We start from the raw sequence: 23,482 nt of genomic DNA, 5'->3' as shown, positions 1-23,482 counted from the left end.
CTCATCTTGGCCCAGCGCCGCGCTCCGAGCATCCCCCAGTCGAAGGATTGAGGCGCGCTCAGTCGGAGTCGGGTGAAAAAGAGGTCACGCAGGGGCCGCCTTCGGCGCCGTCCTCGGTCTCGACCCGCCCTGGGCCCTGGACACCGTCGATGAGACCGGAGAGGTGCAGGATCGTCTGCTCTGCGGTGGTCAGCACGTCGGCCTTGTCGACGGTGTAGCTCGCCTCACCGTGGATGACCTGCTGAACGCCGTCGCGGGTGGTGTCGGGCACCTTGTCGCACAGCACGGACAACGCGGCCGGGATGTCACGGGCGTTGATCGCGTCGACGAACTTGGTCCCCGCCTCCTCCCCGGTCTTGACGTCGGGGCGCGGTGACGGCCGCGTTTCGATGCCGGGCAGGGGCTCGGGCTCGCCGCCGACCTTGGCGTCGCGCACGCACCAGCCGCCTTCGCCGGGGATCATCGCGATCCCGACGGCCAGGCCGGCGGAGGTGAACGCGGCCGAGTACTCCTGTGCCGCACGCTGGTGCGCGGGCGTGCTGAGCTGTGCGCCCGCAGCGGTGGCCATGGCCTGCTCGAAGGCGTAAGACCGCTTCGACCGGATAGCGCACCAGAGCTGGCTGACCCGTTCTTCGTTGACGCCGTTCACGAACGACTGGCTGAGCTGCTCCGGCGTCGCGCGTGACGTGGTGTCGGCCTTCGACTTGAAGAACCCCGGCGTCACGAAGCCGGTGAACGCGACACCTCCCGCGATCAGGACGAAGACCAGCACGAGGGTGATCCAGAGCCAGGTCTTCGGCTTCTTCGGCGGCGCGTACTGCCCGTAGGTCATGCGGCAACCGTAGTGAAGTAGGCTCGGGCGGTACCCACGACCTGCGTGAATAAGGAGCAGCCTGCCGTGGCCCGAGTCGTCGTCGACGTCATGCCCAAGCCCGAAATCCTCGACCCGCAGGGGCAGGCCGCGCTCGGCGCGTCCGGTCGTCTCGGCTTCACGGGGATCGTTGAGATCCGCCAGGGCAAGCACTTCGAGATCGAGGTCGACGACTCCGTCGACGATGCGACACTCGAAAAGATCGCCGAAGGTTTCCTCGCGAACCCCGTCATCGAGCAGTGGACCATCAAGCGGGTCGACGCGTGAGCGCGCGGATCGGGGTCATCACCTTCCCGGGCACGCTCGACGACGGTGACGCGGCCCGCGCGGTCCGCTACGCCGACGCCGAAGCCGTCCCGCTGTGGCACGCCGACGAGGACCTCAAGGGGGTCGACGCGGTCGTCATCCCGGGTGGCTTCTCCTACGGCGACTACCTGCGCGCCGGCGTCATCGCGCGGTTCGCGCCGGTGATGTCGTCGGTGATCGAGGCCGCCCACCAGGGCATGCCGGTGCTGGGCATCTGCAACGGCTTCCAGATCCTGTGCGAGGCCGGGCTGCTGCCGGGCGCGATGATCCGCAACGCGGGCCTGCACTTCATCTGCCGTGACCAGTGGCTGCGGGTCGAGAACAACGACACCGCGTGGACCACCCGGTACGACAAAGACGCCGAGATCCTCATCCCGATGAAGAACATCGACGGCTGCTTCGTCGCCGAGCAGGCCACCCTCGACGAGCTGGAGGGCGAAGGCCGCGTCGTGTTCCGCTACGCCGGCGGCAACCCGAACGGCTCGCGCAACGACATCGCCGGGATCCGCAGCGAGAACGGCCGTGTGGTCGGTCTCATGCCGCATCCGGAGCACGCCATCGACGCTCTCACCGGGCCCTCCGATGACGGCCTCGGCATGTTCTATAGCGCCGTGGACGCCCTGTCTTTGATCGCGCGCTGACGTAAACGCGCCGAAGGGCGGCGCGCGATGTGAAGTCTCCGTCGGGCGCGGGGCGCCCTTGGGGAGACACCGTTTCCGCCTGAGCGCGTGCTATGAAAGTCCCCTTCATTGCAAAATTTGCAATGAAGGGGACTTTCATAGCACTTCAGGAGGCAGCGGCCACCAGAGCCGCGTAAGGCCCATCCGCCGCCAAAAGCTCCGAGTGCGAACCCAGCTCGGTCACCTTGCCGCCCTCGATGACGGCGACCCGGTCCGCCGCGGCCGCGGTGTGCAGCCGGTGCGCGATCGCGATCACCGTGCGCCCCTCGAGCACCGCGCTCAGCGACCGCTCCAGTTCCCGCGCCGAACCCGTGTCCAGCAGCGACGTCGCCTCGTCCAGCACCAGGGTGTGCGGGTCGGCCAGGACCACCCGCGCCAGCGCCAGCTGCTGCGCCATCGCCGCCGGGACGGCGACCGCCCCGGCCCCGACCTTCGTGTCCAGCCCGTCCGGCAGCCCGGCCACCCACTCCGACGCGCCGACCGAGGCCAGTGCGGCCAGCAGCCGCTCGTCGGACCAGTCACCGGCGGGCAGCGTGAGGTTGTCCCGCAGCGTTCCCGCGAACACGTGGTGCTCCTGGGTCAGCAGCAGGACCTCACCGCGCAGGACGTCGTCCGGCAGCGTCGACACCTCGGCCCCGCCGATCCGCACCGAACCCGACGTCGGCGCCGACATCCCGGCCAGCAGCCGTCCCAGCGTCGACTTGCCCGCACCCGACGGCCCGACGATCGCCAGCCGTTCACCGGCGGGCACCCGCAGGTCGATCCCGTGCAGTACCTCGCGGTCCGCGTTGTAGCCGAAGCGCACGTCGCGGACCTCGATGTCCTGACCGCGCGGAGCTTCCGAAACCGAAGCCGCCGAGGAAGACGGCCGCACCCCCAGCAGCCGTCGCAGCGAGGCCCCGGCGACCTGCATGTCCGCGAGCCAGAACAGCGCCTCGTTCAGCGGACCTGTCATGACCTGCGAATACAGCAGCATCGCGGTGATCGTGCCGAGCCCTTCCCAGCCGTTCGAGTAGGCGAGCAGGCCCAGCCCGAGCATCACCGGCACCGGCAGCACGTAGCTGATTTCCAGCGACGGGATCCACCACATCTGCAGCGCCCGGATCTTGCGCTCGCCCAGCATCGCCTCGTCGAGACCGTCGTGCCCGCTCTTCACCCGGCGGCCGGTCAGGTTCAGCGCCTCGGCCGTCCGCGCGCCCTCCGCGGTCTCGTGCGTGGTCGACTGCAGCTCGGACCAGCGGTCCAGCATCCGCCGCATCACGTCCGGCACCCGTCGCTGGTACCAGATGTTCACCGGCACCAGCAGCGGCAGCGCGATCAGCAGGCCCAGCGCCAGGAACGGCGACGTGATCACCATCGCCACCACCGTGAACACCACCGTGACCGCGGCGATCAGGATCTCCGGCGCGCCGAACCGCACCGCGTGGTCGATGCGGCTGACGTCGGTGGTCGCCCGGCTGAGCAGGTCACCGGTACCCGCCGCTTCGACCGTGCCCAGCGGCAGGTTCAGCGCGTTCCCGACGAACTCCTCGCGGTTGCGCGCCAGGATCCGCTCGCCGAACACCCGCGCGCGCAGCCGCGCGAGGCCCTTGAACCACGCCTGCGCGCCCAGTACGACCACGAACGCGACCGCGAGCCAGGTGATCGTGGTGGTCGTCGTGCCTTCGACGACCTCGTCCACGAGCGAGCCCAGCAGTTGCGGCCCGGCCAGCCCGATCGCGGTCGCGACGCAGAACAGGCCGAGCATCACGGAGAACTCGCGCTTGTTGTCCCGCGCGGTCTCCTTTATCCAGCGTCGGACGTCTTTCTTGTCTGCCAGCGGCAGCTTCTTCATGCTGTCATTTCCTTACCCCCGAGGTGGTCGTCGCGAACCCGCCGGAGGGCCTTCGGCCCGCCAACGGATTCGCGAGGCCTTCGGCCAAAGGCGGGCGCGGCAACTCCGTCTTCAGGCCACCACTTTCGTACTCACGACCACATCGGCCACATGCGTCCACAATGGACTCTGACTGAACACGACGGTGGTCTTGCCGCGCCGCAGCTTCGCGACGCGTTCGGTTATACGAGCTTCGGTATGCGCGTCGACGGCCGAAGTCGGCTCGTCGAGCAGCAGGACGTCGGCGTCGGTCGCCAGCGCGCGGGCCAGGTTCAGCCGTTGCCGCTGACCACCGGAAACCTCGCGTCCGCGTTCGCCGATGACCTCGTCGACGCCGTTGGGCAGCGCCTCCACGATGTCGTCGGCGTCCGCCGCGTACAGCGCTTCGGTGATCTCGACGTCGCCAGGCTCCGCGGGGGCGACCTGCTCGCGCAGCACCCCGGAGAACCAGATGTCCTGGTTGTGGGCGTAGACCACCCGACGCCGCAGTTCGCCGAGGGCGACCTGATCCACCGGGACCCCGCCGACCAGGGCAGGTTCACTCGGATCGGTGAACCGCGCCATCCGCGAAGCCACCGCCTCGGCATCGGCGCCGACGTCGATCACGGTCAGCTTCCCGGCCTCTGCCTTGATCCCGGACGTCCCGTCGTACAGGTCCAGCAGGCCTTCCGGCAGCGGGACCGGCGACTCCGGTTCGGCGAGCGTACGTTCGGTGGTCAGCAGTTTGCACACCTTGCGCGCCGAAACCAGCGCGGCGCTCAGCACGCCCGCGAACTCGGTCGCCGTCGTCACCGGGATCACCAGGAACACCGAGACGCCGTAGAACGTGATCAGTTCGCCGACGCCGATGCTGCCGTTGATCGCCAGCTGCGCGCCCAGCCAGGTGATGACCACCGTGACCAGCCCCGGCAGCGCGACCTCCGCCGCCGAAAGCCACGCCTCGCTGCGGCCGACCTGGACACCGGCCGCCCGGACCCGCTGACTGGAGCGGCGGAAGCGGTCGAGGAACTGCTTCTCACCGCCGACGCCGCGAAGGATCCGCAGGCCGGAGACGATGTCCGCGGCCAGCGCGTTGACGTCGGTCTTCTCCTCGCGCTGTTTCGTCTGGCGCTTCTCCAGCGGCTTCAGCAGCGGGCCGATGCCCACCACCGCCAGCGGCACGCCGACCAGCGCGACCAGCCCGAGCAGCGGGGACGTCGTCAGCAGCGCCGTCGCGCACACGATGAACGCGATCAGCGAACCGAAGGCCCGGCCGAGTACCTCGAAGGAGTCGCCGATCGGGTTGATGTCGCTGGTGGTGATCGCGACCACGTCACCGGTGGTGGTCGTGTCCCGCAGGTTCACGCCCAGCTTCGCCGCGTGTTCGGTGGCGAGCCGCTGGGTGACCCCGGCGCCGTGGATCCAGCAGCCGTAGGACGCGAAGTGCTGCACCGTGCCCGCGAGTGTCTGCGCGATCCCGAGCCCGGCGGCCGCGAGCCCCCACTGCCAGACGTCGGCCGAGTCACCGCGGCCGATCGCGTCGATGCCCCGGCCGATCGCGACCGGCAGCAGCGCGATCGGCAGCGACCAGAGCGCACCGCTGATCGCCGAGACGGCGAGCAGTCCCGGGCGCGCGAGCATCATCCTGACGAGGTACCGCCAGGCCGTCGGCTTGGCGGGCAGGCGTAGTCGCGGAAGGGGGTATGTGGCGGAAAGCACGATTATCGACGGTAAGCGGATCACCACCATCGGCGCGACCGATTTATGCGTGGGCGACCGCAAGGTGAACAACCCTCTCCCTTATTCTGGCGGCCGTGGCGAACCCTGATGTGGACACCGTGACCAGCACCGACGTCGACACCACCGCACGCGCCGAGGCAACTCCGGAGCAGACCCAGCCGTACGTCGAGCTCGGCCTCGCCGAAGACGAGTACGCCCGGATCCGGGAGATCCTCGGCCGCCGTCCGACCGACGCCGAACTGGCGATGTACTCGGTGATGTGGAGCGAGCACTGCTCGTACAAGTCTTCGAAGAAGCACCTGCGCTACTTCGGTGAGACGGCCACTCCCGAGATGAAGGAGAAGATGCTCGCCGGCATCGGCGAGAACGCCGGCGTCGTCGACATCGGCGAGGGCTGGGCGGTCACCTTCAAGGTCGAGAGCCACAACCACCCGTCCTACGTGGAGCCCTACCAGGGTGCCGCGACCGGCGTCGGCGGCATCGTGCGCGACATCATGGCGATGGGCGCGCGCCCGCTGGCCGTGGCCGACGCGCTGCGGTTCGGCCCGGCCGACGCGCCCGACACGCGCCGCGTGCTGCCCGGTGTGGTCGCCGGCGTCGGCGGCTACGGCAACTGCCTCGGCCTGCCGAACATCGGCGGCGAGCTCGTGTTCGACCCGAGCTACTCCGGTAACCCGCTGGTCAACGCCCTGTGCGTCGGCGCGATGCGCGTCGAGGACCTGCACCTTGCCTTCGCCTCCGGCAAGGGCAACAAGATCATCCTGTTCGGCGCGCGCACCGGCCTCGACGGCATCGGCGGCGTGTCCGTGCTGGCGAGTGACACGTTCTCCGGCGACGAATCCTCGGGCGGCCGCAAGAAGCTGCCCAGCGTCCAGGTCGGCGACCCGTTCACCGAGAAGGTGCTCATCGAGTGCTGTCTCGAACTGTTCGCGCAGAAGCTCGTCGTCGGCATCCAGGACCTCGGCGGCGCCGGGCTCTCCTGCGCGACCTCGGAGCTGGCGGCCGCCGGTGACGGCGGCATGCACATCTACCTCGACCGGGTTCCCTTGCGCGCCACCGGGATGACCCCGGCGGAGGTGCTGTCCAGCGAGTCGCAGGAGCGCATGTGCGCGGTCGTCTCGCCGGAGAACGTCGAGGCGTTCATGAAGGTCTGCGAGAAGTGGGACGTCATCGCCACCGACATCGGCGAGGTCACCGACGGCGAGCACCTGGTCATCACCTGGGACGACGAGATCGTCGTCGACGTCCCGGCGCACACCGTGGCGCACCAGGGCCCGGTGTACGACCGCCCGATCCAGCGTCCGTCCACACAGGACGCCCTGCAGGCCGACACCTCGGCGAAGCTGCCGCGTCCGTCCACTCCGGCCGAACTGCGCGCCGACATCCTCAAGCTGATCTCGTCGCCGAACCAGGCCTCGAAGGAATGGGTGACCTCCCAGTACGACCGCTACGTGCGCGGTAACACCGTGTCCGCGCAGCCGTCGGACTCCGGCGTCATCCGGATCGACGAGTCGACCGGCCGCGGCGTCGCCGTTTCGACCGACTGCAACAGCAAGTTCGTCTTCCTCGACCCGTACGAGGGCGCGAAGCTCGCGCTGGCCGAGGCGTACCGCAACGTCGCCACCAGCGGCGCGAAGCCGGTCGCGGTGTCGGACTGCCTGAACTTCGGCGCGCCGACCGACCCGGGCGTGATGTGGCAGTTCGAGCGGGCCGTGCACGGGCTTGCCGACGGCTGTGTCGAGCTCGGCATCCCGGTCACCGGCGGCAACGTCAGCTTCTTCAACCAGACCGGTGACGTGGCCATCCTGCCGACGCCGGTGGTCGGCGTGCTCGGCGTGATCGACGACGTCACCCGCCGCATCCCGACCGGCATCGGCGCCGAGGCCGGGGAAACCCTGCTGCTGCTGGGCGAGACCCACGACGAGCTGGACGGTTCCGCCTGGGCGCGCGAACTGCACGGCCACCTCGGCGGACTCCCGCCTCGCGTGGATCTGGCGCGCGAGAAGCTGCTCGCCGACATCCTCATCGCCGGTTCCCGCGACGGCATGATCTCCGCCGCGCACGACGTCTCCGACGGCGGCCTGATCCAGACGCTCGTCGAGACCGTCCTCATCGGACAGTGCGGCGCCCGCGTCTTCCTCGACTCGGAGCAGGACCCGTTCGTGCAGCTGTTCTCCGAGTCCGCGGGCCGGGTGCTGGTCGCCGTGCCGCGCACCGAGGAACTGCGGTTCACCGAGATGCTGACCGCGCGCGGCCTGCCGTGGCGCAAGACCGGTGTGGTGGACCCGGAGTCGGGCTCGCTCGAACTCCAGGACATCACCGAGTTCACCCTGGACGAGCTTCGTGAGACCTGGGAGAAGACCCTCCCGGCGCTCTTCAACTGAGCTGAAGGGGCCTTTCCCCGCATAGGACGCGGCGAAGGACGCTTTCCTCCCATCACATGAGGGGAAAGCGTCCTTCAGCTTTCTCTAGGCAGAACCGACCCGGTCGCGAGTTTCACGCCCTCCAGCGACGGCGGCTCCACAAAAGTAGCTTCACTAAAGTCGACAGGCGCCGAGACGACCGTGTCGACCAGCGACACCTTCCGCTCGAAGCTCGAGCGGGTGAGCACGAACTCGCCGTGGATCGTCGCGTTCTCCAGCAGGAACTTCCCGGAGAGCTGGGTGTCGGTGAGGTCGAGATACGTCAGCACCTCGCAGCGATCCGCGCCGAACCAGCCGACCCGCCTGCCGAGCAGTCCCAGCTTGTCGAGCCGGGCGTCGCTGAGATTGAGCGAAAGCGTCGGCCCGGTGGTCCCGGTGTGGGGAAGGATGTCGCGGATCAGCCGTTCGGCCGCGCGCCGGACCAGCCGCTCACGTTCGGCCTCAGCCTTTTTTTCCTTGTCCCACTCGGTGTCACTCGGGAACTTCGGATGGTCGAACGGCCGCCGCAGGTAGGCGCACAACACGTCGAGCACGGTCTGCCGGTACTCCGGCCGCGTTCTGGCCAGGCCCGCGAGCGAATGCATCGCCCCGACCCGGACCTGGTCGGCGTCGTTGCCCAGCAGTTCGATCGACTTGGCGAAGCGCTCGTCGGAGATCCGGCTGCGCTCGATCTCGTGCCGGTCCTCCTCGGTACGCCGCCGCCGGTCGTTGAGCCAGAGCCCGTAGAGCGCGGCGATCGCCCCGCCCGCCAGCGCACCGGTCTTGAGCGCGTCCCCGCGGCTCGTCGCGCGATCCATGAGCAGCCAGGCGGTGACCCCGACCAGCACGGCGACCGAAGACAGCAACGTCCACAACAGCGGTGACCTGAGCAGACGTTTCATGAGTCCTTCACCGTCAGCCGGGCACGGCCGTCAGGCAGGGTCTCGACGGTCCAGCCCGCCGGGAGTTCGTGGTCCCTCGCCGGTTCCACCGTCGTGTTGTACAGCGACACCGTGCCGGGCGGCTCGCGGAAACTCAGGTCGCTGTAGCCCTCGAACCGCGCGCGGCGCAGATCCAGCGTCTCCTTGAACTCGGCTCCGGCGAAGACGGCGTCCTTCGCGAAGACGCTGTCCTTGAAGGAAGCCTCACCCGCGAACACCGTGCCGCGGAACTCGACGTCTTCGCTGAACTGCACTCCGCTGAACCACGCCCGCTGCTCGAACCGGGCTTTGTCGCAGCGGAAGAAGCCGATCAGCTTCTTCTTGGCCGTCCCCGCTCCGGTCAGGTACACCGGCCCGAGGAACACGCAGCCGGACAGGTTGGTGCTGCTGTACAAACCCGCGTAGCGCAGCAGGAGCTTGCCGATCTTCCGTTCCGAAAGGTCGAAGTACTCCAGCACCGCCCCGGTCAGGTCGAGGTCGTATCCCGGGGTGCCCTCGGAATCCGCGGCCGGGAGCAGTTCCCCGATGAGTCGCTGGGCGGTCTGCCGGACCTGGAGTTCCTGGGCCTGCTCCACGCTTCCTTCTTGGGGAGGCGTGTTCCCTTGCCGCTTCGCCGTTTCGTACCGCGGATGCTCGAACGGCCGCCGCAGGTACGAGCACAGGATGTCCAGCACGGTCTGCTTGTAGATCGCCCGCCCGCGGGCCAGCCCGGCCAGTGCGTGCAGGGCCCCCACCCGTACCTGGTCGGCGTCGTGCCCGAGCAGTTCGACGGCCTTCGCGAACCGTTCGTCGGAGATCCGGTCCCGGTCCTGGTCGGCCCGCCGTAGTTCGAGCTCTTGCCGCTGCCGCTCGATCTCCTGCCGTCGCTCCTCGACCCGGCGCCGCCGGTCGTTGAGCCACAAGGCGTAGAGCGCGACGATGGCGCCACCGGCGATGCCGCCGGTCTTCAGCGCCTCGCTGCGGCTGGTCGCCGGATCGGTCAGCAACCAGCCGCCGACGGCGAGCAGCAGCACGAGGGAGACGACGAACGTCCAGAGCAACGGGGAGCGGAGCAACCGCTTCATTCGCTCAGAATACGAAGAAGTTGCGGACACAGAAGGACTTGTCCGGGTTGTCGTCCGAAGAGATCCCCGACCCGCTCACCTTCTTGCCCTTGACCGTGCCCTCGATGTCACCGGTGATGAAACCGTCACCGATACCCGCGGTCGAGGTGACCTCCAGCTGCGACGGCGCCGGGGCCATGATGTCGATCGAGTCGCCCATGGTCGCCTTCATGTCCGCGCAGACCAGCGACAGCGCGCCCGCCTTGTCCCCGGCGCTCACCTTGGCCAGGAAGTCCTTGAGGTTCTGGACGCCCTTCGGGTTGCCTTCGGAACCCGTGCCCCCGCTTTCGGTGCTCTTCGGGCTGCTCTTGGGCGCGCTCGACTTCGGGCTGCTCTTCGGCGCGGAAGTCGGCGCCTTGCTCGACGACGAAGCGGGCGGCGGCGCGGCCGTGTTGTTGCCGTCGTCCTTGTTGAGCAGGAAGCCCGGCGCGAGGAAGCCGGTGACACCGAAGGCGATCAGCACGACCAAGCCGATCACGATCCCGATGATCAGCCCGGTCTTGCTCTTCGACGGCGGCGCGGGCGGGCCGCCGTAACCCTGCGGGTAGCCCGGGTTGTTCGGGTCCCAGCCCTGCTGCTGGGCGTTCGGGTCCCAGCCCTGCTGGGGCTGCTGATACTGCTGCGTCTGGTCCCAGCCCTGTTGAGGCTGCTGCTGCGCGTTCGGGTCCCAACCCTGCTGAGGCTGCTGCTGGTACTGCTGGGTCTGGTCCCAGCCCTGCTGCTGCCCGTACTGCTGAGGCTGACCGTACTGCTGCGTCTGGTCCCAGCCACCCGGCTGCGGAGGCCCGCCGGGCTGCTGTCCCTGGGGATCCTGGCCGTAGGGCTGGCCTGGCTGGGGTGGGTAGGTCATCGGTCACGCCTTCCGTGCTGGGGCCTGAGGCTGGAGATCAGACGGCCGGCGGTCGGCGCTGGTTCCGGATCCGCCCGTGCCAGGGGTTTCTGCTCGGAAAGGTACCTCGCGCGAGAAAGCGGCTCCCGGCCCGCTCGTCCTTCGGGACGAGCGGGCCGGGAGCCGGTTGTTCACGAAATGCGCAGCTCAGCCGTTGGCCAGTGCCTGCAAGCGGTCGTAGGCGCCGTTGAAGGTGTTCTGGTCGAGCGGGCTCGAGGTGTACTGCCACACGGTGTAGAAGCCCCAGCCGTTGGGAAGGGCACCGACGGTGGACGCGTATCGCGCGACCCACAGCGGGACCGTGCCACCGAAGTTCTGCGACGTGCCGACACAGGTGTTCCACCAGCTCGTCGAGGTGTAGATGACGGGCCAGCGGCCGGTGCGCTGCTGGTAGCGGTCGTGGAACGCCCGGATCCATGCCCCCATGGACGCCTGGCTCAGGCCGTAACAGGTGGCGCCGTACGGGTTGTACTCCATGTCCAGCGCGCCCGGCAGCGTCTTGCCGTCCTTGGACCAGCCCCCGCCGTTGTTGACGAAGAAGTCGGCCTGCGCCGCGCCGCCGGAGACGTTGGGCAGGGCGAAGTGGTACGCGCCGCGGATGAAGCCCTGGCCGTAGGAACCGTTGTACTGCTGGGCGAAGTACGGGTTCTTGTAGCTCGTGCCCTCGGTGGCCTTCGTCCACACGAAGCGCTTGCCCTGACCCCACCAGTAGGCCCAGTCGACGTTCTGCTGGTAGCTGGCGACGTCCATCCCCGCGACGGTCGCGAGCACGCCGGCTTCAGGCTGCGGCCGGGCCGCCTTCTCCTTGGATTCCGGGGTGGAGGTGTCGCCCTCGACCCGCCGGATCTGCGATCCGATCGTGTGGTCGTTCTGCACGAGATCCTGTTCGATCGACATGATCTCCGGGGACGGGGCGGCCGACGCCTGGACCGTGCTGCTGAGCAGGAGCAGCGCGGAACCGACGGCGATGGTGACTCTTCGGGAAGTGCGCATACGACAATCCCTTCACGGATAACCCTCGCTGAGGACGACTAACTGCAGGTAGCCGTCCGGGCACGATTGTTGACGACGAGTGCCGGGTTTGTCACTAACTTCCGTGAAATTGGTGCTATGCGTGGGTGATTTTCATTTCCATCTGGACGGTGTTCTGTGATCTTGTAACACCCGGTCGGGTGAGAGTTCAGCCGATCGACATCGCGCGTACGCGATCTTCCGTGCCGTTGAACCAGTTCTGATCGCCGGGCAGGCTGCCCTTGTTCGAGAACTGCCAAATGGTGTGGGTCTTCCAGCTGGCGGGCAGCTCGCCGATCTCCGTGTTGTAGCGCGCGATCCACAGCGGGTTCTGCCAGAACACGTTGCTGTTCCCGGTGCAGCGCTTCCACCAGCTCGTCGACGTGTAGATCGCCGGATGCCGTCCGGTCCGCCAGAGATAGGTCTCGGCGAACGACGCCATCCACGCGACCATTTGCGCCGGCGTCCTGCCGTAACAGGTTTCGCCGTACGGGTTGTACTCGACGTCGAGCGCGCCCGGCAGCGTCTTGCCGTCCTTGGACCAGCCGCCGCCGTGGTCGACGAAGTAATGCGCCTGCGCGGCGCCGTCCGAGATGTCGGGACGCGCGAAGTGGTATGCGCCGCGGATCATGCCGACACCGTAAGAACCGTTGTACTGCTGGGGAAACCGGGGATTGACGAATCCGGTGCCCTCGGTCGCCTTCACGTAGACGAACTTCGCGCCGGTTCTGGCCGCGCCGGGCCAGTCGACTTCACCCTGGTGTCCGCTGACGTCATGACCGAGCGTCTGCGCTTCGCCGCCGTACAGCGGCCCTACCGACACATTGACGCCTTCGTGCAGCGCGATCTGTGAACCGGCGTAGTGCTCCTCGGCCCCGTCGTATCTGGGCCCCGCTTCCCGTGCGATGGCGGGGGTCTGTGCGAGCAGCAAGACCCCCGCCGCGAGGACGGCCCCCCAGCCTTTTGAACACACTCTGCGACTCATCACGTCGCCACGATCCCCCGGGACAAGGGAATCAGCGACTCGAACATCACTCGAAAGAGTTGCCTTCAGGCGGAAAAAATTGGGCCGAGTGGGTTAATCGAGCCCTAGCGACGCTCGTCCGAAAGGGCTTTGTCGAGGTGCTCCGAGGGGACGATCGCGGTGAGCCGATCATGCGGATTGATGGTCACGGGGTGCCCGGCGAGCAGCGGGACCATGTCCCGGCCCAGCACCGCGCGGGCGTGCGGCCATTCGCGCGGGACCAGCGCCTTCGCCGTGTAGGCGGGCACCAGCACCTGGCCGTCGGTGTTGTGGAAGCCGATGACCGTGCGCTGCACCGGGGAAAGGGCGTAGACGAACAGCGTCGAGTCGAGGAAGACCCGCGGCAGGTCGGCGGACGGGCGGTGGTTCGTGCGCACCAGCTGCAGCAACTGCTCGAGCTCGTTGCGCGGCTCCGGGAAGCCGAGCGCCTTGGGCGAGGGGCGGTAGCGGTCGTTGGGGTGGAAGTCCTCGACGATCTCGCCCGCGCCGTTCACCGGGTACGCGCCGACGACCGCCCAGGACGGCACCGGGCCGTCGGGGTCGAAGGCCTCGTCGATGACGTAAAGCCAGCTGTTCGGATTGGCCCTGGCGTTGGCGCGCATCTCTTCGGTGATCTTCGGCTTGCCCGGTTTCCGCTTGCCCGCCGGGCTCGACGCCAACCGATCCGCCTCGTCCCGCTGCGCCATCGCCATCCCCACGTTCCGGGTGCCTGAAGGTTTGTTCGCGCTCACTCTACTGTTCTCCCATGGCCTCTTCGCGTTCGGTCGACCCCGCTGAGTTACGTGCCGCGATCACGGCGATTTCCCCCTGGTTGAGCGGATCCGGGCCGGAGCCCACCCGTCCTGAGCTGGCCGCGGCGGTGCGGCTGAGTCTGCGGACGCTGGCCGCGGACGCCCCGGGGAAGAGTGTCGAAGTGCGGGTGCCGCCGTTCGCGGCGGTGCAGTGTGTCGAAGGATTGCGTCACACGCGCGGGACGCCGCCGAACGTCGTCGAAACGGATCCGCGCACGTGGTTGGAACTGGCGACCGGGCGGCTCGGCTGGGCCGACGCCGTCGAGTCGGGGCGGGTCACCGCCTCCGGGAGCCGGGCCGATCTGGCTCACTGGCTGCCCCTGGTCCGCCTCTGAACCCGTCCCCGGATGCAATGAAAGTCCCCTTCATTGCAAATTTCGCAATGAAGGGGACTTTCATTGCACACCCGGGACCTGGTCTTACGCCTTCCGGCCGATCCCGCCCGAGATCGTCCGCTGCGCGGTGTTCAGCTCCTTGATCCGCGGGCCGTCCGGCCACCAGTCGGCGCACAGCTTGACGCCGGGCTCGATCATCTCGAGATCGTGGAACAGCTCCTTGATCTCTTCCTGGGTGCGGAAGGTGCCCGAGCCCATCGGGCTGTGGATGAAGAAGTCCTCCATCTTGCGCGCGACCTCGGACAAGTCGTCCTGAGGGTCGGAGAAGTGCGAGATCGCGACGTACGAACCCGACGGCAGCGCGTCGATGTACTTCTTCATGATCTTGGCGGGCTGGTCCTTCGGCCCGTTGAAGTGGTGCAGGGTCCCGAGCTGCAGCAACGCGATCGGCTGCGTGAAGTCGATGTGCCGGACGATGTCCGGGTTCGCCAGGATCCGCTCCGGCTCGAAGATGTCGTCCGAGACGAAGTGGGTGTTCTCGTTCTCTTCGAGCAGGGCCCGCCCGTGGGCGAGCACGACCGGGTCGTTGTCCACGTAGACGACCTTGATCTCGGGGTTGATCCGCTGCACGACCTGATGCGTGTTCTCGGCCGTCGGCAGGCCGGATCCCAGGTCGAGGAACTGGGTGATGCCCGTCTGGCTGGCGAGGAACCGGCACGCGCGGATCAGGAAGCCGCGGTTCTCGGTCGCCAGGTCCTGCGCTTCGGGGGCCGCCTGCTGGACCTTCCGCAGCACCTCCCGGTCGATCTCGTAGTTGTCCTTGCCGAGAAGGAAGGCGTCGTACACCCGGGCGATGCTGGCCCGCGTCGGGTCGACACCCACAGGCACTCGTTCCGTCCGGGGCGGGGCGTCGGGCATCTTGAACCTCACAAAACTGTGTCGGAAGTCTCGGACTCTACGTAGAGTAGAACCACGTACGCGGCGGGTAAACCGAGCCATCCCTGTCGTGTCGAGGTCCAAACGTGTACTTTCAGTAATCGGCTAGTTCCCTGGCGAGTGTTGCGTACGAAAGGTCCCCGGTCGATGAACGCGGTCACCCCGTCCGGCGGTGAGCAGTCCCTGGGTCCCACCGCGCGGCGGATGATCCTCGGCTCACAGCTCCGGCGGATGCGCGAAGACGCGGGGATCACTCGCCAGGAGGCCGGCTACAGCATCCGCGGCTCCGAGTCGAAGATCAGCCGTCTCGAACTCGGCCGCGTGGGTTTCAAGGAACGCGACGTCGCCGATCTGCTGACCATGTACGGGATGACCGATCCCGACGAGCGGCAGCTGTTCCTCGACATGGTCAAGGAGTCGAACGAGCCGGGTTGGTGGCGCCGCTACGGCGACCTGATGCCGACCTGGTTCAACGACCTCGTCGGGCTCGAAGAGGCCGCGGCCCGGATCCAGGTCTGGGAGCCGCTGTACGTCACGGGCCTGCTGCAGACCGAGGACTACGCGCGGGCGATCATGAGCCACGGCCGCAAGGACATGGTCAACGAGCAGATCGATCGCCGGGTCGCGCTGCGGATGCGGCGCCAGAAGATGCTCTCCCGGCCGGACGCGCCGCGGTTGTGGCTGGTGCTCGACGAGTCGGTGCTCCACCGTCCGATCGGCGATCGCGACGTGCTGAAGGGCCAGATCGACTACCTGCTGGAGATGATCCAGCAGCCGAACATCTCGGTCCAGGTCCTCCCGTTCGACCGGAGCGGCTACTCCGCGGACAGCGCGTTCTCGCTGCTCAGGTTCGCGGAAGAGGAACTGCCGAACATCGCCTACACCGAATACCTGACCGGCGCGCACTACATCGACAAGCGCGACGAGATCGAGCGGTACAGCCGGGCGCTGGACATGCTCGCGGAGACGCCGGACCGCAGCCGTCAGATGCTCCTGAAGCGCCGCGCGGAAATCTGAGCCGCTCACCGTTGTGGGGTTCGCCGCCGTCCCGGTGACGGCCGGGGTTTTCTTGCGTACACCCGAAAGTCTCGCCACAAGCGGTAGTTGTTCACCCAATGGGGTCGATGGTCCTCACACGTTAGTGGGGCTCGCGGGGACCTTTGTCATCACGGTATGCGAATACTGCAAAAACTTCTGCACGTGCATTTACCGCTGCAGTCACACGTGCTAACTTTGGGATCACAGGCAAATGCACATGCAGATGCATCGCCCAAAGCTTCGTCGGGGAAGGTGGGGACCATGGCTGAACAGTTCGACAACGGCATCCCGGCCGATCGTCTTACCGGTGCGCACTGGCGCAAAGCGAGCTACAGCAACGCTATCGGCAACTGCGTCGAGGTGGCTCCGCTCGCGTCCGGAGAGATCGCGATGCGCAACTCGCGCTTCCCGACCGGGCCGGCACTGATCTACACCCAGGCCGAGATGGCCGCGTTCCTCGCGGGTGCCAAGGACGGCGAATTCGATGATGTTCTCGGGTGACACCATCACCGCGGAAATCACCGATATCGAAAGCGGCCTGCAAGAACTGATCCACCGCGGGTACCAGTTCGTGCACCCGTGCGACGCGAACGGCGAGGTCATGGCCGTGGTCGGCGTGCGAGTCCACGACAACGTGGTCGACGTGGTCCGGCTCAACGCCGAGGACGACGTGGTCGCGACCCGTATGCCGGGTACCGAGGAGGACATCCTCGAACCGGAAATGTGGCTGTGGCGATCCGCCGGCGACGCGGCGACAGTGCTGACGGCACTGCTCGCGCTCCCGGACGAGCGGACGCCCGGCTCGCTGTTCCTCCCGGAGACCGCGACCAAGGGCTGCTGGGTCCCTGGCCGCGGCGGCACGTCCAAGTGGCTGGCCGCGGGTTGAGAGTGGCGGCCTGATCTCCGACACCCACCCAATGCACAGTCGACCGCCTCTGTCGAGGGGGAGCGGTCGGCTGGTCGGGGGTCGTGAGTGGCGGGTCTTGACACCCGCCCGTCACTCACGGTCATTGAATGCCGTCTGCGTCCCGGCGGGCGATCATGGACGCGATCTCACTCACGGTAGTCAGTTGAAGCGTGTCCAGTGCCACGTCGCACGGCGCGTTGATCTCCGGCCCACCGTTTACACTGGTGGCGGCCTGCCCTCTTCTCCCCTGGGAGCACCTCGGTGGTTTCCGACCCGTCCCTCGCCGGACAGCCCGTGACCGACCAACCCGATCCGGAACCCCGCGAGGAATGCGGCGTCTTCGGTGTCTGGGCGCCCGGAGAAGAGGTCGCGAAGCTGACCTACTACGGGCTCTACGCACTTCAGCACCGCGGCCAGGAAGCGGCCGGCATCTCGGTCTCCGACGGTTCGCAGATCGTCGTCTTCAAGGACCTCGGCCTGGTCAGTCAGGTGTTCGACGAGCAGGTCCTGCAGTCGCTGCAGGGACACATCGCCGTCGGGCACTGCCGCTACTCGACCACCGGCGCGACCATCTGGGAGAACGCGCAGCCGATCTTCCGGACCACCGCGACGGGCAGCGGATTGTCCTTCGCGCACAACGGAAACCTGGTCAACACCGCCGAACTCCGCGATCGCACGGTCGCCGCCGGCATCAAACCGCACCTCGGCCTGACCGGTTCGTCCAGTGACTCCGACCTGGTGTGCGGACTGCTCGCGGCCAACGCCGCGGACAAGGGCATCGAAGCCGCCGCGCTGGAACTGCTGCCCACCCTCAAGGGCGCTTTCTGCCTGGTCTTCGCCGACGAGTCCACGCTGTACGCCGCGCGTGACCCGCACGGTGTGCACCCGCTGGTGCTCGGCAGGCTCGAACGCGGCTGGGTGGTCGCGAGCGAGACGGCCGCGCTGGACATCTGCGGCGCGTCGTTCGTCCGCGAGGTCGAGCCCGGTGAGCTCATCGCGATCAACGCCGAGGGCCTGCGCTCCTCGCGGTTCGCGAACCCCGAGCCCAAGGGCTGCGTCTTCGAGTACGTCTACCTCGCGCGCCCCGACACCTCGATCGCCGGCCGCAGCGTGCACGCCACCCGCGTCGAGATCGGCCGCAAACTCGCCGGCGAGCACCCGGCGGACGCCGACCTGGTCATGCCGGTGCCCGAATCCGGCACCCCGGCCGCCATCGGCTACGCGCAGGGCTCCGGCATTCCCTACGGCACGGGCCTGGTGAAGAACGCCTACGTCGGCCGCACCTTCATCCAGCCGTCGCAGACCATCCGCCAGCTGGGCATCCGGTTGAAGCTGAACCCGCTGCGCGACGTCATCCGCGGCAAGCGGCTCGTCGTGGTCGACGACTCCATCGTCCGCGGCAACACCCAGCGCGCGCTGGTCCGCATGCTGCGGGAAGCCGGCGCGCTCGAGGTGCACGTCCGGATCGCGTCGCCGCCCGTCCGCTGGCCGTGTTTCTACGGAATCGACTTCGCGTCCCGTGCCGAGCTGGTGGCCAACGGCGTCGACCTCGACGGCATCCGCCGCTCCATCGGCGCGGACACCTTGGGCTATATCTCCCTGGACGGGCTGGTCGCGGCTTCGGAGCAGCCGAAGTCGCGCCTGTGCACCGCCTGCTTCTCCGGTGAGTACCCGATCGCGCTCCCCGAGGACGCGCTGATCGGGAAGCACCTGCTGGAGAGCATGGACTCGGTCAATGGCGCGGCGAAGCCCGTCAGCGCTGCCGGGTACGGTGCTGAAGACGCCATCCGGCGTCCCTAGTCCTTTCTTCCAGAGTTGGAGTCCGCTTCCGTGAGCGAGTCCACGAGCGCCACGTACGCCGCCGCCGGAGTCAGCATCGACGCCGGTGACAAAGCCGTTGAGCTGCTCAAACCGCACGCCGAGAGGGCCACCAGGCCCGAGGTGATGGGCGGGGTCGGCGGTTTCGCCGGGCTGTTCTCCCTGAAGCTGGACAAGTGGAAAGAGCCGGTGCTGGCCTCGTCGACCGACGGGGTCGGCACCAAGATCGCCGTCGCGCAGGCGCTCGACAAGCACGACACCGTCGGCATCGACCTGGTCGCGATGGTCGTCGACGACCTGGTCGTCACCGGTGCCGAGCCGCTGTTCATGCAGGACTACATCGCCGTCGGCAAGGTCGTGCCGGAGAAGATCGCGGCACTGGTCGGCGGCATCGCCGAAGGGTGTGTCCAGGCGGGCTGCGCGCTGCTCGGCGGCGAGACCGCGGAGCACCCCGGCCTGATGGGCGAGCACGACTACGACCTTTCGGGCACCGGCATCGGCGTCGTCGAAGCGTCGAAGGTGCTCGGCCCGGAGCGGGTCCGCCCCGGCGACGTCGTCCTCGCGCTCGGCTCGTCCGGCCTGCACTCGAACGGTTACTCGCTCGCCCGGCGCGTGCTGCTGGAGATCGCGCGCATGCCGCTCGACGGGCACGTCGAGGAGTTCGGCCGCTCGCTGGGCGAGGAGATGCTGGAGCCGACCAGGATCTACGCGAAGGACTGCCTCGCGCTGGTCGCCGAGGCCGACGTCCGCACGTTCGCGCACGTCACCGGTGGTGGGCTGGAGCAGAACCTCGCCCGGGTCATGCCGCGCGGCCTGGTCGCGAAGCTCGAACGCGGCACCTGGACCCCGGCGCCGGTGTTCGCGCTGATCGGGCACCGCGGCAAGGTCGAGCGCGCCGAACTGGAGAAGACGTTCAACATGGGCGTCGGCATGGTCGCGATCGTCGGTCCCGACGACGTCGATCGCGCGCTCGCGATGCTGACCGCGCGGCACGTGCCGGCGTGGATCCTCGGCGACGTGCAGCCCGCGGAAGACCCGGACGGCCCGCGCGCCGTGCTCTCCGGTGACCACCCGCGCTTCTAAATCTGCTTGGACTCAGGTGACACACTGGGTCCGTGGCTGATGACGTGGTGATCGGTACCCGGTTCGTGATCCCGGGTGCCGAATTGAGCGAACGGTTCTCCCGGTCTTCGGGCCCGGGTGGACAGGGCGTGAACACCACGGACTCGCGGGTCGAACTTTCCTTCGACGTGGCCGGTTCGGCTTCGATCCCGGAACATCTCCGGGCCCGGATGCTGGACCGGCTTTCGTCGCGTCTGGTCGACGGCGTCGTCACGATCGCCGCGTCCGAACATCGCTCCCAGCTGATGAACCGGGAAGCCGCACGGGCGCGGCTGGTGATGTTGCTGGCCGACGCGTCGGCGCCCCCGGCCGCCAAGCGGCGTCCCACCAAACCTTCGAGAGGTTCGAAGGAACGCCGCCTGGCCTCGAAGAAGCGCCGCGGCGATGTCAAGAAGTCACGCCGCAGCGGTTATTCAGATGATTGACAGGTGCACGCACTCGGCCACGGTCTCGAAGCCGACCCGGCCGTAGACGCGCTCCGCCTGCCCGGCGCCCGGCGTCAGGAACACCGACTCGCCGCCACGGGCATGGGCCTCACGGGCCAGGTGCTCGGTCAGCGCCGCGGCGATCCCGCGCTGCCGGTACCCGTCGAGGACCCCGATCCCCGCGATTTCACTCGCGCCGTCGAGGACCGCCGTCGCGACCCCGCCGCCGACACATTCACCGGTTTCGGTGACCGCCATGACCGAGATCGTCTCGCCGTTCAGCTGGGAAGAGGACGGCTCGGCGTGCTCACCGGGGTCGGGTTCGCCGAACGCCACCGTCTGCGCCCGGATCATCAGCCGGAGTTCGGCGGGGGTGACGGGTGTCTTCAGCGCGATCCCGCCGGGAACCGGCTGCCCGACGACCCGCCCCGGCGGGCAGACCATCAACGGGATCCGCCGTTCCAAGGTGTAGCCGCCTTCGACGAGCACGGCTTCGGCCTCGGGAGCGGCCTCGGTCAGGAACTCCAGCCGCGGCGTGAGCCCGCGTGCGCGGAACGCCTCGGTCAGCTTCGCGACGTCCTGCGCGGTGGGCTTCCCGCCGTTGTCGGGGATCGCGTAGTTGAGGAACATGTGGTCGTTCCCGGTGGTGAAGGTGGCCAGGAACGGCCCGATCCGCTCGGTTTCGCGGAAGTTCGCCGCGGTGGTGCGGATGTAGGACTGCAGAGCATCGATCGTGTCTGAACGCACTGGTGGAAAGCCTTTCGGGCAGGAGAAAGAGACGCACGGGAGATCCGCGTGCGCGGTGGAGCTGGCGTGAGCGCCGGCTAGCTCGTGCCGACGCCGCTGAAGGCGTCAGGCATGAGGCATCCCTCTTTCTGAACGGACACTGCCTGGTACGAAGGCTTTCGCGATCACTTTCGCACGGCGGTCAACCGGATTACCGCCGCTGCGGATGCGCGATGCCCGAATAGCGCTCGTCCCACACCGACCTCGGGACCCGCAGCCGGACGGGGGCGTCGCACACCCGCCGGACCTGCACCGGGATCTTCACCGGTGGCCTGACGTCCAGCCGGTGCCAGAGACGTTTGCTCACCGCGGCGCCGATCACGGCGCCCAGCGTGTTCAGGAGGATGTCGTCGGCGGAGGTCACCCTGCCCGCCTGGATCAGATATTGCGTGCCCTCCACCAGCACCGAGACGGCCAGCGCGCCCAGCGCGATCCGGCCCAGTGACCGCAGACGGCGGGACCGCAACGGGAGCAACGCGCCGAGCGGGCTCAGCATGAGGACGTTGCCCAGTGCCTGCCAAAGGTTGGCGCCATCGCTCAACGCGAGGCGCAGGTCGGTGCCGGGTTCGAGGCTCAGTCTGCTGTCCTGCGCGCCGGTCACCGGCATCGTGACCAGGCACAACACCAGGAAGCAGGCCAGCGCGAGCGTCATGTCCACGGCGGCTGTCGCCGACGCGGAAAAGCGGTCAGCTTGTCTTCGCCGCCGATGCGCCGCGAGCAGCGGCCACCCGAGCAAAGCGTAAGGAATCGCGGTGATCGTCAACGGGATCATCGCGCCGAAAGCGCGGAGCAGCTCGCCCATGGCCCTTCCTTTCCGGAGCGCTCAAAGATCACCTTCGCATCACAAGATCGACTCGGCATGGCGGGGCGACCGCACTAAGAGGTGATCTTTTCCGGTAGCGGAAAGGGCTTTGCCGTGCTGGGGACCGTCCACTTTGGAGCCTGTGGACAAACCTGTGGACGGCCGCGGCGCAACCGGAAGAAGGTGTTATCTCACAAGGAAAAGCCTTGTGAGTGACCTGTGTACTACTTGGCGTGCCCGGCGAGTTCGCGCGCGCGTTCGATCAGCTTCTGCAGGTGCAGTCCGCGTCGCACGTCGCACGGATGCGACGTCGTCCCGCTCGCGGCCATCGCGGCGAAATCGTCGAGAAGCGCGGTGTACGACTCGCCCGCCGAACCCGGTTTGCGCCCCAGCGTGCGGTAACCGTGCTCGCCGTAAACGGCCACTTCGACGACCGTCGGCTGGATCGGCAGCCGCAACGACAGGGTCGCCGTACTGGTCACGCCACCCGCGTGGGCGAACAGGAGCTGCCACAGATCGTCCTCGCTCCGGTGGGCGGCGAGCACTTCGGTGATCTCACCGAGCGCCGCGTCCAGCAGATCGAAGGCGTGCGGACCGATGTCGGCGAGCGCGCCGGAGTCGTGCCGCCACGCCGAATCCTGGTACTGCCCGCCGAGCAGTGCGCCCGAAAGCCAGCGCGCCCCGCCGCCGCGCCAGCCGCCCGCTTCCTTGATCCCGTCGAGCCAGTCGCGGGTCATTGGCGAGAAACGCAAGGTCAGGACCACGAGAGCGGCCACCTCGGCGGCCTCGACCGCGTCCACGAGGCGTCGCGCGCCGTCGAGATCCGCGGCGATCGGCTTCTCCAGGATGAGGTGCTTGCCCGCCTCGGCCGCCTTGACCGCCAGCTCCGCCTGAACGGCGGGCGGCACGGCGAACGCGACCGCGTCGACCTGGTCGAGCAGTTCGTCGAAACTGCCGACGGCCTCGGCGCCGTGCGCCTCGGCCAGTTCCGTGGCGGCTTCGGGACGCCTGGTCCAGACCGCGCACAAGCTCGTCCCGGGATGATCGGCGAGGCCCGGCGCGTGCACCGTCTTCGCCCACGGACCGGCACCGACCAGACCTGCACGCAGCTGTCCCTGTCCCACGGCACCAAGTCTAGGTGTGCCGTCGCGCAAGCTGAACGCACCATCGAGTTGCGTTTATTGCGTTTGTTGCGAATAATTCGTTGAGAGCCGATACTGGGACCACGTTGAACACGGGAGCAGTGATGACTGCGCTGACCATTGACCAGATCGTCCCTGGACGCCACGACATCGATGTGGCGCTCGAGGCGCTCCCGCACGTCGAGGCATATCTGGCCCGGCGCCACGAGCGGGACACCGTGAGCGTCGTCGTTGACGAGAACGAAGAATCCTTGGTCGTTCCGCGCGGAGTCGTCGACCTGATGGCTCGGGTGCTGACCTTGGTGGCCGCGGGCGAGAGCGTGTCCATCGTCCCGTCGCGCGCCGAGCTGACCACTCAGCAGGCCGCCGACCTGCTCAACGTTTCCCGGCCCTTCCTCATCGGGCTGCTCGAGACGGGACAGATCGAGTACCGGACGGTCGGTAAGCATCGCCGCGTGAAGGCGGGTTCGCTGCACGACTACCTCCGCCAGGACGATCGACGGCGTCATGAGGCAGCGGACGAGCTTTCCCGGCTGAACCAGGAGATGGGGCTGACTTAGC

The 23,482-nt window shown here is 68.0% G+C and carries 24 protein-coding genes; 11 read left to right on the top strand and 13 right to left on the bottom strand.

Features of this window, described 5'->3' with window-relative positions; translation table 11 throughout:
* Nucleotides 1-58: 58 nt before the first annotated feature.
* Nucleotides 59-832 (bottom strand): hypothetical protein, encoded by a 774-nt coding sequence (locus BKN51_RS32730; protein WP_101611288.1) that lies wholly within the window; start codon nt 830-832, stop codon nt 59-61.
* A 66-nt stretch (nt 833-898) separates the two neighbouring features.
* Between BKN51_RS32730 and purS the strand changes: the two genes are divergently transcribed.
* Both purS and purQ read left to right on the top strand, forming a co-directional pair.
* Entirely contained in the window at nt 899-1,138 is a 240-nt protein-coding gene (gene purS, locus BKN51_RS32725) for a phosphoribosylformylglycinamidine synthase subunit PurS (protein WP_101611287.1), read from the top strand.
* Nucleotides 1,135-1,818 carry a phosphoribosylformylglycinamidine synthase subunit PurQ gene (gene purQ / locus BKN51_RS32720; protein ID WP_101611286.1) on the top strand — a complete coding sequence of 228 codons (684 nt, stop codon included), beginning with the start codon at nt 1,135-1,137 and terminating at the stop codon, nt 1,816-1,818. Before purS ends, purQ begins: the two co-directional genes overlap by 4 nt.
* Nucleotides 1,819-1,963: 145 nt before the next feature.
* Here purQ and BKN51_RS32715 read toward each other — a convergent pair whose 3' ends face one another.
* Together BKN51_RS32715 and BKN51_RS32710 are read right to left on the bottom strand one after the other, a co-directional pair.
* On the bottom strand, nt 1,964-3,691 hold the full coding sequence (locus BKN51_RS32715) for an ABC transporter ATP-binding protein (protein ID WP_101611285.1): 1,728 nt from the start codon (nt 3,689-3,691) through the stop codon (nt 1,964-1,966).
* 111 nt (nt 3,692-3,802) lie between these two features.
* Complete coding sequence (locus BKN51_RS32710) at nt 3,803-5,428, bottom strand: ABC transporter ATP-binding protein (RefSeq protein WP_101613596.1); 1,626 nt, start codon at nt 5,426-5,428, stop codon at nt 3,803-3,805.
* 119 nt (nt 5,429-5,547) lie between these two features.
* Between BKN51_RS32710 and purL the strand changes: the two genes are divergently transcribed.
* Nucleotides 5,548-7,833, top strand: coding sequence for a phosphoribosylformylglycinamidine synthase subunit PurL (gene purL, locus BKN51_RS32705; RefSeq protein WP_101613595.1), 2,286 nt, complete (start codon nt 5,548-5,550; stop codon nt 7,831-7,833).
* A 74-nt stretch (nt 7,834-7,907) separates the two neighbouring features.
* Here purL and BKN51_RS32700 read toward each other — a convergent pair whose 3' ends face one another.
* From BKN51_RS32700 to BKN51_RS32675, 6 genes are all read right to left on the bottom strand, one after another.
* On the bottom strand, nt 7,908-8,753 hold the full coding sequence (locus BKN51_RS32700) for a hypothetical protein (RefSeq protein WP_101611284.1): 846 nt from the start codon (nt 8,751-8,753) through the stop codon (nt 7,908-7,910).
* Nucleotides 8,750-9,856: a pentapeptide repeat-containing protein gene (locus tag BKN51_RS32695; protein ID WP_101611283.1), complete on the bottom strand. Its 1,107-nt coding sequence runs from the start codon at nt 9,854-9,856 to the stop codon at nt 8,750-8,752. Before BKN51_RS32695 ends, BKN51_RS32700 begins: the two co-directional genes overlap by 4 nt.
* A gap of 4 nt (nt 9,857-9,860) precedes the next feature.
* On the bottom strand, nt 9,861-10,745 hold the full coding sequence (locus tag BKN51_RS32690) for a Twin-arginine translocation protein TatA (protein WP_101611282.1): 885 nt from the start codon (nt 10,743-10,745) through the stop codon (nt 9,861-9,863).
* Nucleotides 10,746-10,931: 186 nt separating this feature from the next.
* Nucleotides 10,932-11,777 carry a lysozyme gene (locus BKN51_RS32685; protein WP_101611281.1) on the bottom strand — a complete coding sequence of 282 codons (846 nt, stop codon included), beginning with the start codon at nt 11,775-11,777 and terminating at the stop codon, nt 10,932-10,934.
* Between the two features lie 187 nt (nt 11,778-11,964).
* Nucleotides 11,965-12,780: a lysozyme gene (locus BKN51_RS32680; RefSeq protein WP_174720566.1), complete on the bottom strand. Its 816-nt coding sequence runs from the start codon at nt 12,778-12,780 to the stop codon at nt 11,965-11,967.
* A 104-nt stretch (nt 12,781-12,884) separates the two neighbouring features.
* On the bottom strand, nt 12,885-13,511 hold the full coding sequence (locus tag BKN51_RS32675; protein WP_101611279.1) for a type VII secretion system-associated protein: 627 nt from the start codon (nt 13,509-13,511) through the stop codon (nt 12,885-12,887).
* 53 nt (nt 13,512-13,564) lie between these two features.
* On the opposite strand from BKN51_RS32675, the gene BKN51_RS32670 reads away from it, so the two are divergent.
* Complete coding sequence (locus BKN51_RS32670; RefSeq protein WP_101611278.1) at nt 13,565-13,945, top strand: sterol carrier family protein; 381 nt, start codon at nt 13,565-13,567, stop codon at nt 13,943-13,945.
* A gap of 84 nt (nt 13,946-14,029) precedes the next feature.
* Here the strand turns inward: BKN51_RS32670 and BKN51_RS32665 are convergent, their stop codons facing one another.
* Nucleotides 14,030-14,827 (bottom strand): SAM-dependent methyltransferase, encoded by a 798-nt coding sequence (locus tag BKN51_RS32665; RefSeq protein WP_168214440.1) that lies wholly within the window; start codon nt 14,825-14,827, stop codon nt 14,030-14,032.
* Between the two features lie 201 nt (nt 14,828-15,028).
* Between BKN51_RS32665 and BKN51_RS32660 the strand changes: the two genes are divergently transcribed.
* The 6 genes from BKN51_RS32660 to arfB all read left to right on the top strand — a co-directional run bounded on the left by BKN51_RS32660 (nt 15,029) and on the right by arfB (nt 20,191).
* Nucleotides 15,029-15,898, top strand: coding sequence for a helix-turn-helix domain-containing protein (locus tag BKN51_RS32660; protein WP_101611277.1), 870 nt, complete (start codon nt 15,029-15,031; stop codon nt 15,896-15,898).
* A gap of 282 nt (nt 15,899-16,180) precedes the next feature.
* The gene (locus tag BKN51_RS32655) at nt 16,181-16,420 is read left to right on the top strand and encodes a DUF397 domain-containing protein (protein WP_037320466.1); all 240 of its coding nucleotides are present in this window, start codon (nt 16,181-16,183) and stop codon (nt 16,418-16,420) included.
* Entirely contained in the window at nt 16,404-16,805 is a 402-nt protein-coding gene (locus BKN51_RS32650) for a hypothetical protein (RefSeq protein ID WP_101611276.1), read from the top strand. Before BKN51_RS32655 ends, BKN51_RS32650 begins: the two co-directional genes overlap by 17 nt.
* A 282-nt stretch (nt 16,806-17,087) precedes the next feature.
* Complete coding sequence (gene purF, locus BKN51_RS32645) at nt 17,088-18,626, top strand: amidophosphoribosyltransferase (RefSeq protein ID WP_101611275.1); 1,539 nt, start codon at nt 17,088-17,090, stop codon at nt 18,624-18,626.
* A gap of 30 nt (nt 18,627-18,656) precedes the next feature.
* Nucleotides 18,657-19,727 carry a phosphoribosylformylglycinamidine cyclo-ligase gene (gene purM / locus BKN51_RS32640; RefSeq protein ID WP_101613593.1) on the top strand — a complete coding sequence of 357 codons (1,071 nt, stop codon included), beginning with the start codon at nt 18,657-18,659 and terminating at the stop codon, nt 19,725-19,727.
* A gap of 32 nt (nt 19,728-19,759) precedes the next feature.
* Nucleotides 19,760-20,191 carry an alternative ribosome rescue aminoacyl-tRNA hydrolase ArfB gene (gene arfB, locus BKN51_RS32635; protein ID WP_233222919.1) on the top strand — a complete coding sequence of 144 codons (432 nt, stop codon included), beginning with the start codon at nt 19,760-19,762 and terminating at the stop codon, nt 20,189-20,191.
* Here the strand turns inward: arfB and BKN51_RS32630 are convergent.
* The 3 genes from BKN51_RS32630 to BKN51_RS32620 form a co-directional block, all read right to left on the bottom strand.
* The gene (locus tag BKN51_RS32630) at nt 20,180-20,938 is read right to left on the bottom strand and encodes a GNAT family N-acetyltransferase (protein ID WP_101611273.1); all 759 of its coding nucleotides are present in this window, start codon (nt 20,936-20,938) and stop codon (nt 20,180-20,182) included. The genes arfB and BKN51_RS32630 overlap by 12 nt on opposite strands.
* Nucleotides 20,939-21,128: 190 nt before the next feature.
* Nucleotides 21,129-21,779: a VanZ family protein gene (locus tag BKN51_RS32625; RefSeq protein ID WP_101611272.1), complete on the bottom strand. Its 651-nt coding sequence runs from the start codon at nt 21,777-21,779 to the stop codon at nt 21,129-21,131.
* A gap of 224 nt (nt 21,780-22,003) precedes the next feature.
* A complete protein-coding gene (locus BKN51_RS32620; protein ID WP_101611271.1) occupies nt 22,004-22,903 on the bottom strand; it encodes a Gfo/Idh/MocA family protein in 900 nt (299 codons plus the stop codon).
* 122 nt (nt 22,904-23,025) lie between these two features.
* Here BKN51_RS32620 and BKN51_RS32615 point away from each other — a divergent pair, with 122 nt between their 5' ends.
* Nucleotides 23,026-23,481, top strand: a complete 456-nt coding sequence (locus BKN51_RS32615; protein ID WP_101611270.1) for a helix-turn-helix domain-containing protein — start codon at nt 23,026-23,028, stop codon at nt 23,479-23,481.
* Nucleotide 23,482 lies beyond the last annotated feature (1 nt).

The sequence above is a fragment of the Amycolatopsis sp. BJA-103 genome (assembly GCF_002849735.1).
Taxonomy (GTDB): Bacteria; Actinomycetota; Actinomycetes; order Mycobacteriales; family Pseudonocardiaceae; genus Amycolatopsis.
This window is presented reverse-complemented; position numbering and strand designations above follow the sequence as displayed.

Coding starts and splice junctions, on each gene's coding strand:
- BKN51_RS32730 (WP_101611288.1), bottom strand. CDS start 832: ATGACCTACGGGCAGTACGCGCCGCCGAAGAAGCCGAAGACCTGGCTC.
- BKN51_RS32715 (WP_101611285.1), bottom strand. CDS start 3,691: ATGAAGAAGCTGCCGCTGGCAGACAAGAAAGACGTCCGACGCTGGATA.
- BKN51_RS32700 (WP_101611284.1), bottom strand. CDS start 8,753: ATGAAACGTCTGCTCAGGTCACCGCTGTTGTGGACGTTGCTGTCTTCG.
- BKN51_RS32695 (WP_101611283.1), bottom strand. CDS start 9,856: ATGAAGCGGTTGCTCCGCTCCCCGTTGCTCTGGACGTTCGTCGTCTCC.
- BKN51_RS32690 (WP_101611282.1), bottom strand. CDS start 10,745: ATGACCTACCCACCCCAGCCAGGCCAGCCCTACGGCCAGGATCCCCAG.
- BKN51_RS32685 (WP_101611281.1), bottom strand. CDS start 11,777: ATGCGCACTTCCCGAAGAGTCACCATCGCCGTCGGTTCCGCGCTGCTC.
- BKN51_RS32680 (WP_174720566.1), bottom strand. CDS start 12,780: ATGAGTCGCAGAGTGTGTTCAAAAGGCTGGGGGGCCGTCCTCGCGGCG.
- BKN51_RS32675 (WP_101611279.1), bottom strand. CDS start 13,511: ATGGCGATGGCGCAGCGGGACGAGGCGGATCGGTTGGCGTCGAGCCCG.
- BKN51_RS32670 (WP_101611278.1), top strand. CDS start 13,565: ATGGCCTCTTCGCGTTCGGTCGACCCCGCTGAGTTACGTGCCGCGATC.
- BKN51_RS32660 (WP_101611277.1), top strand. CDS start 15,029: ATGAACGCGGTCACCCCGTCCGGCGGTGAGCAGTCCCTGGGTCCCACC.
- BKN51_RS32655 (WP_037320466.1), top strand. CDS start 16,181: ATGGCTGAACAGTTCGACAACGGCATCCCGGCCGATCGTCTTACCGGT.
- BKN51_RS32650 (WP_101611276.1), top strand. CDS start 16,404: ATGATGTTCTCGGGTGACACCATCACCGCGGAAATCACCGATATCGAA.
- BKN51_RS32625 (WP_101611272.1), bottom strand. CDS start 21,779: ATGGGCGAGCTGCTCCGCGCTTTCGGCGCGATGATCCCGTTGACGATC.
- BKN51_RS32615 (WP_101611270.1), top strand. CDS start 23,026: ATGACTGCGCTGACCATTGACCAGATCGTCCCTGGACGCCACGACATC.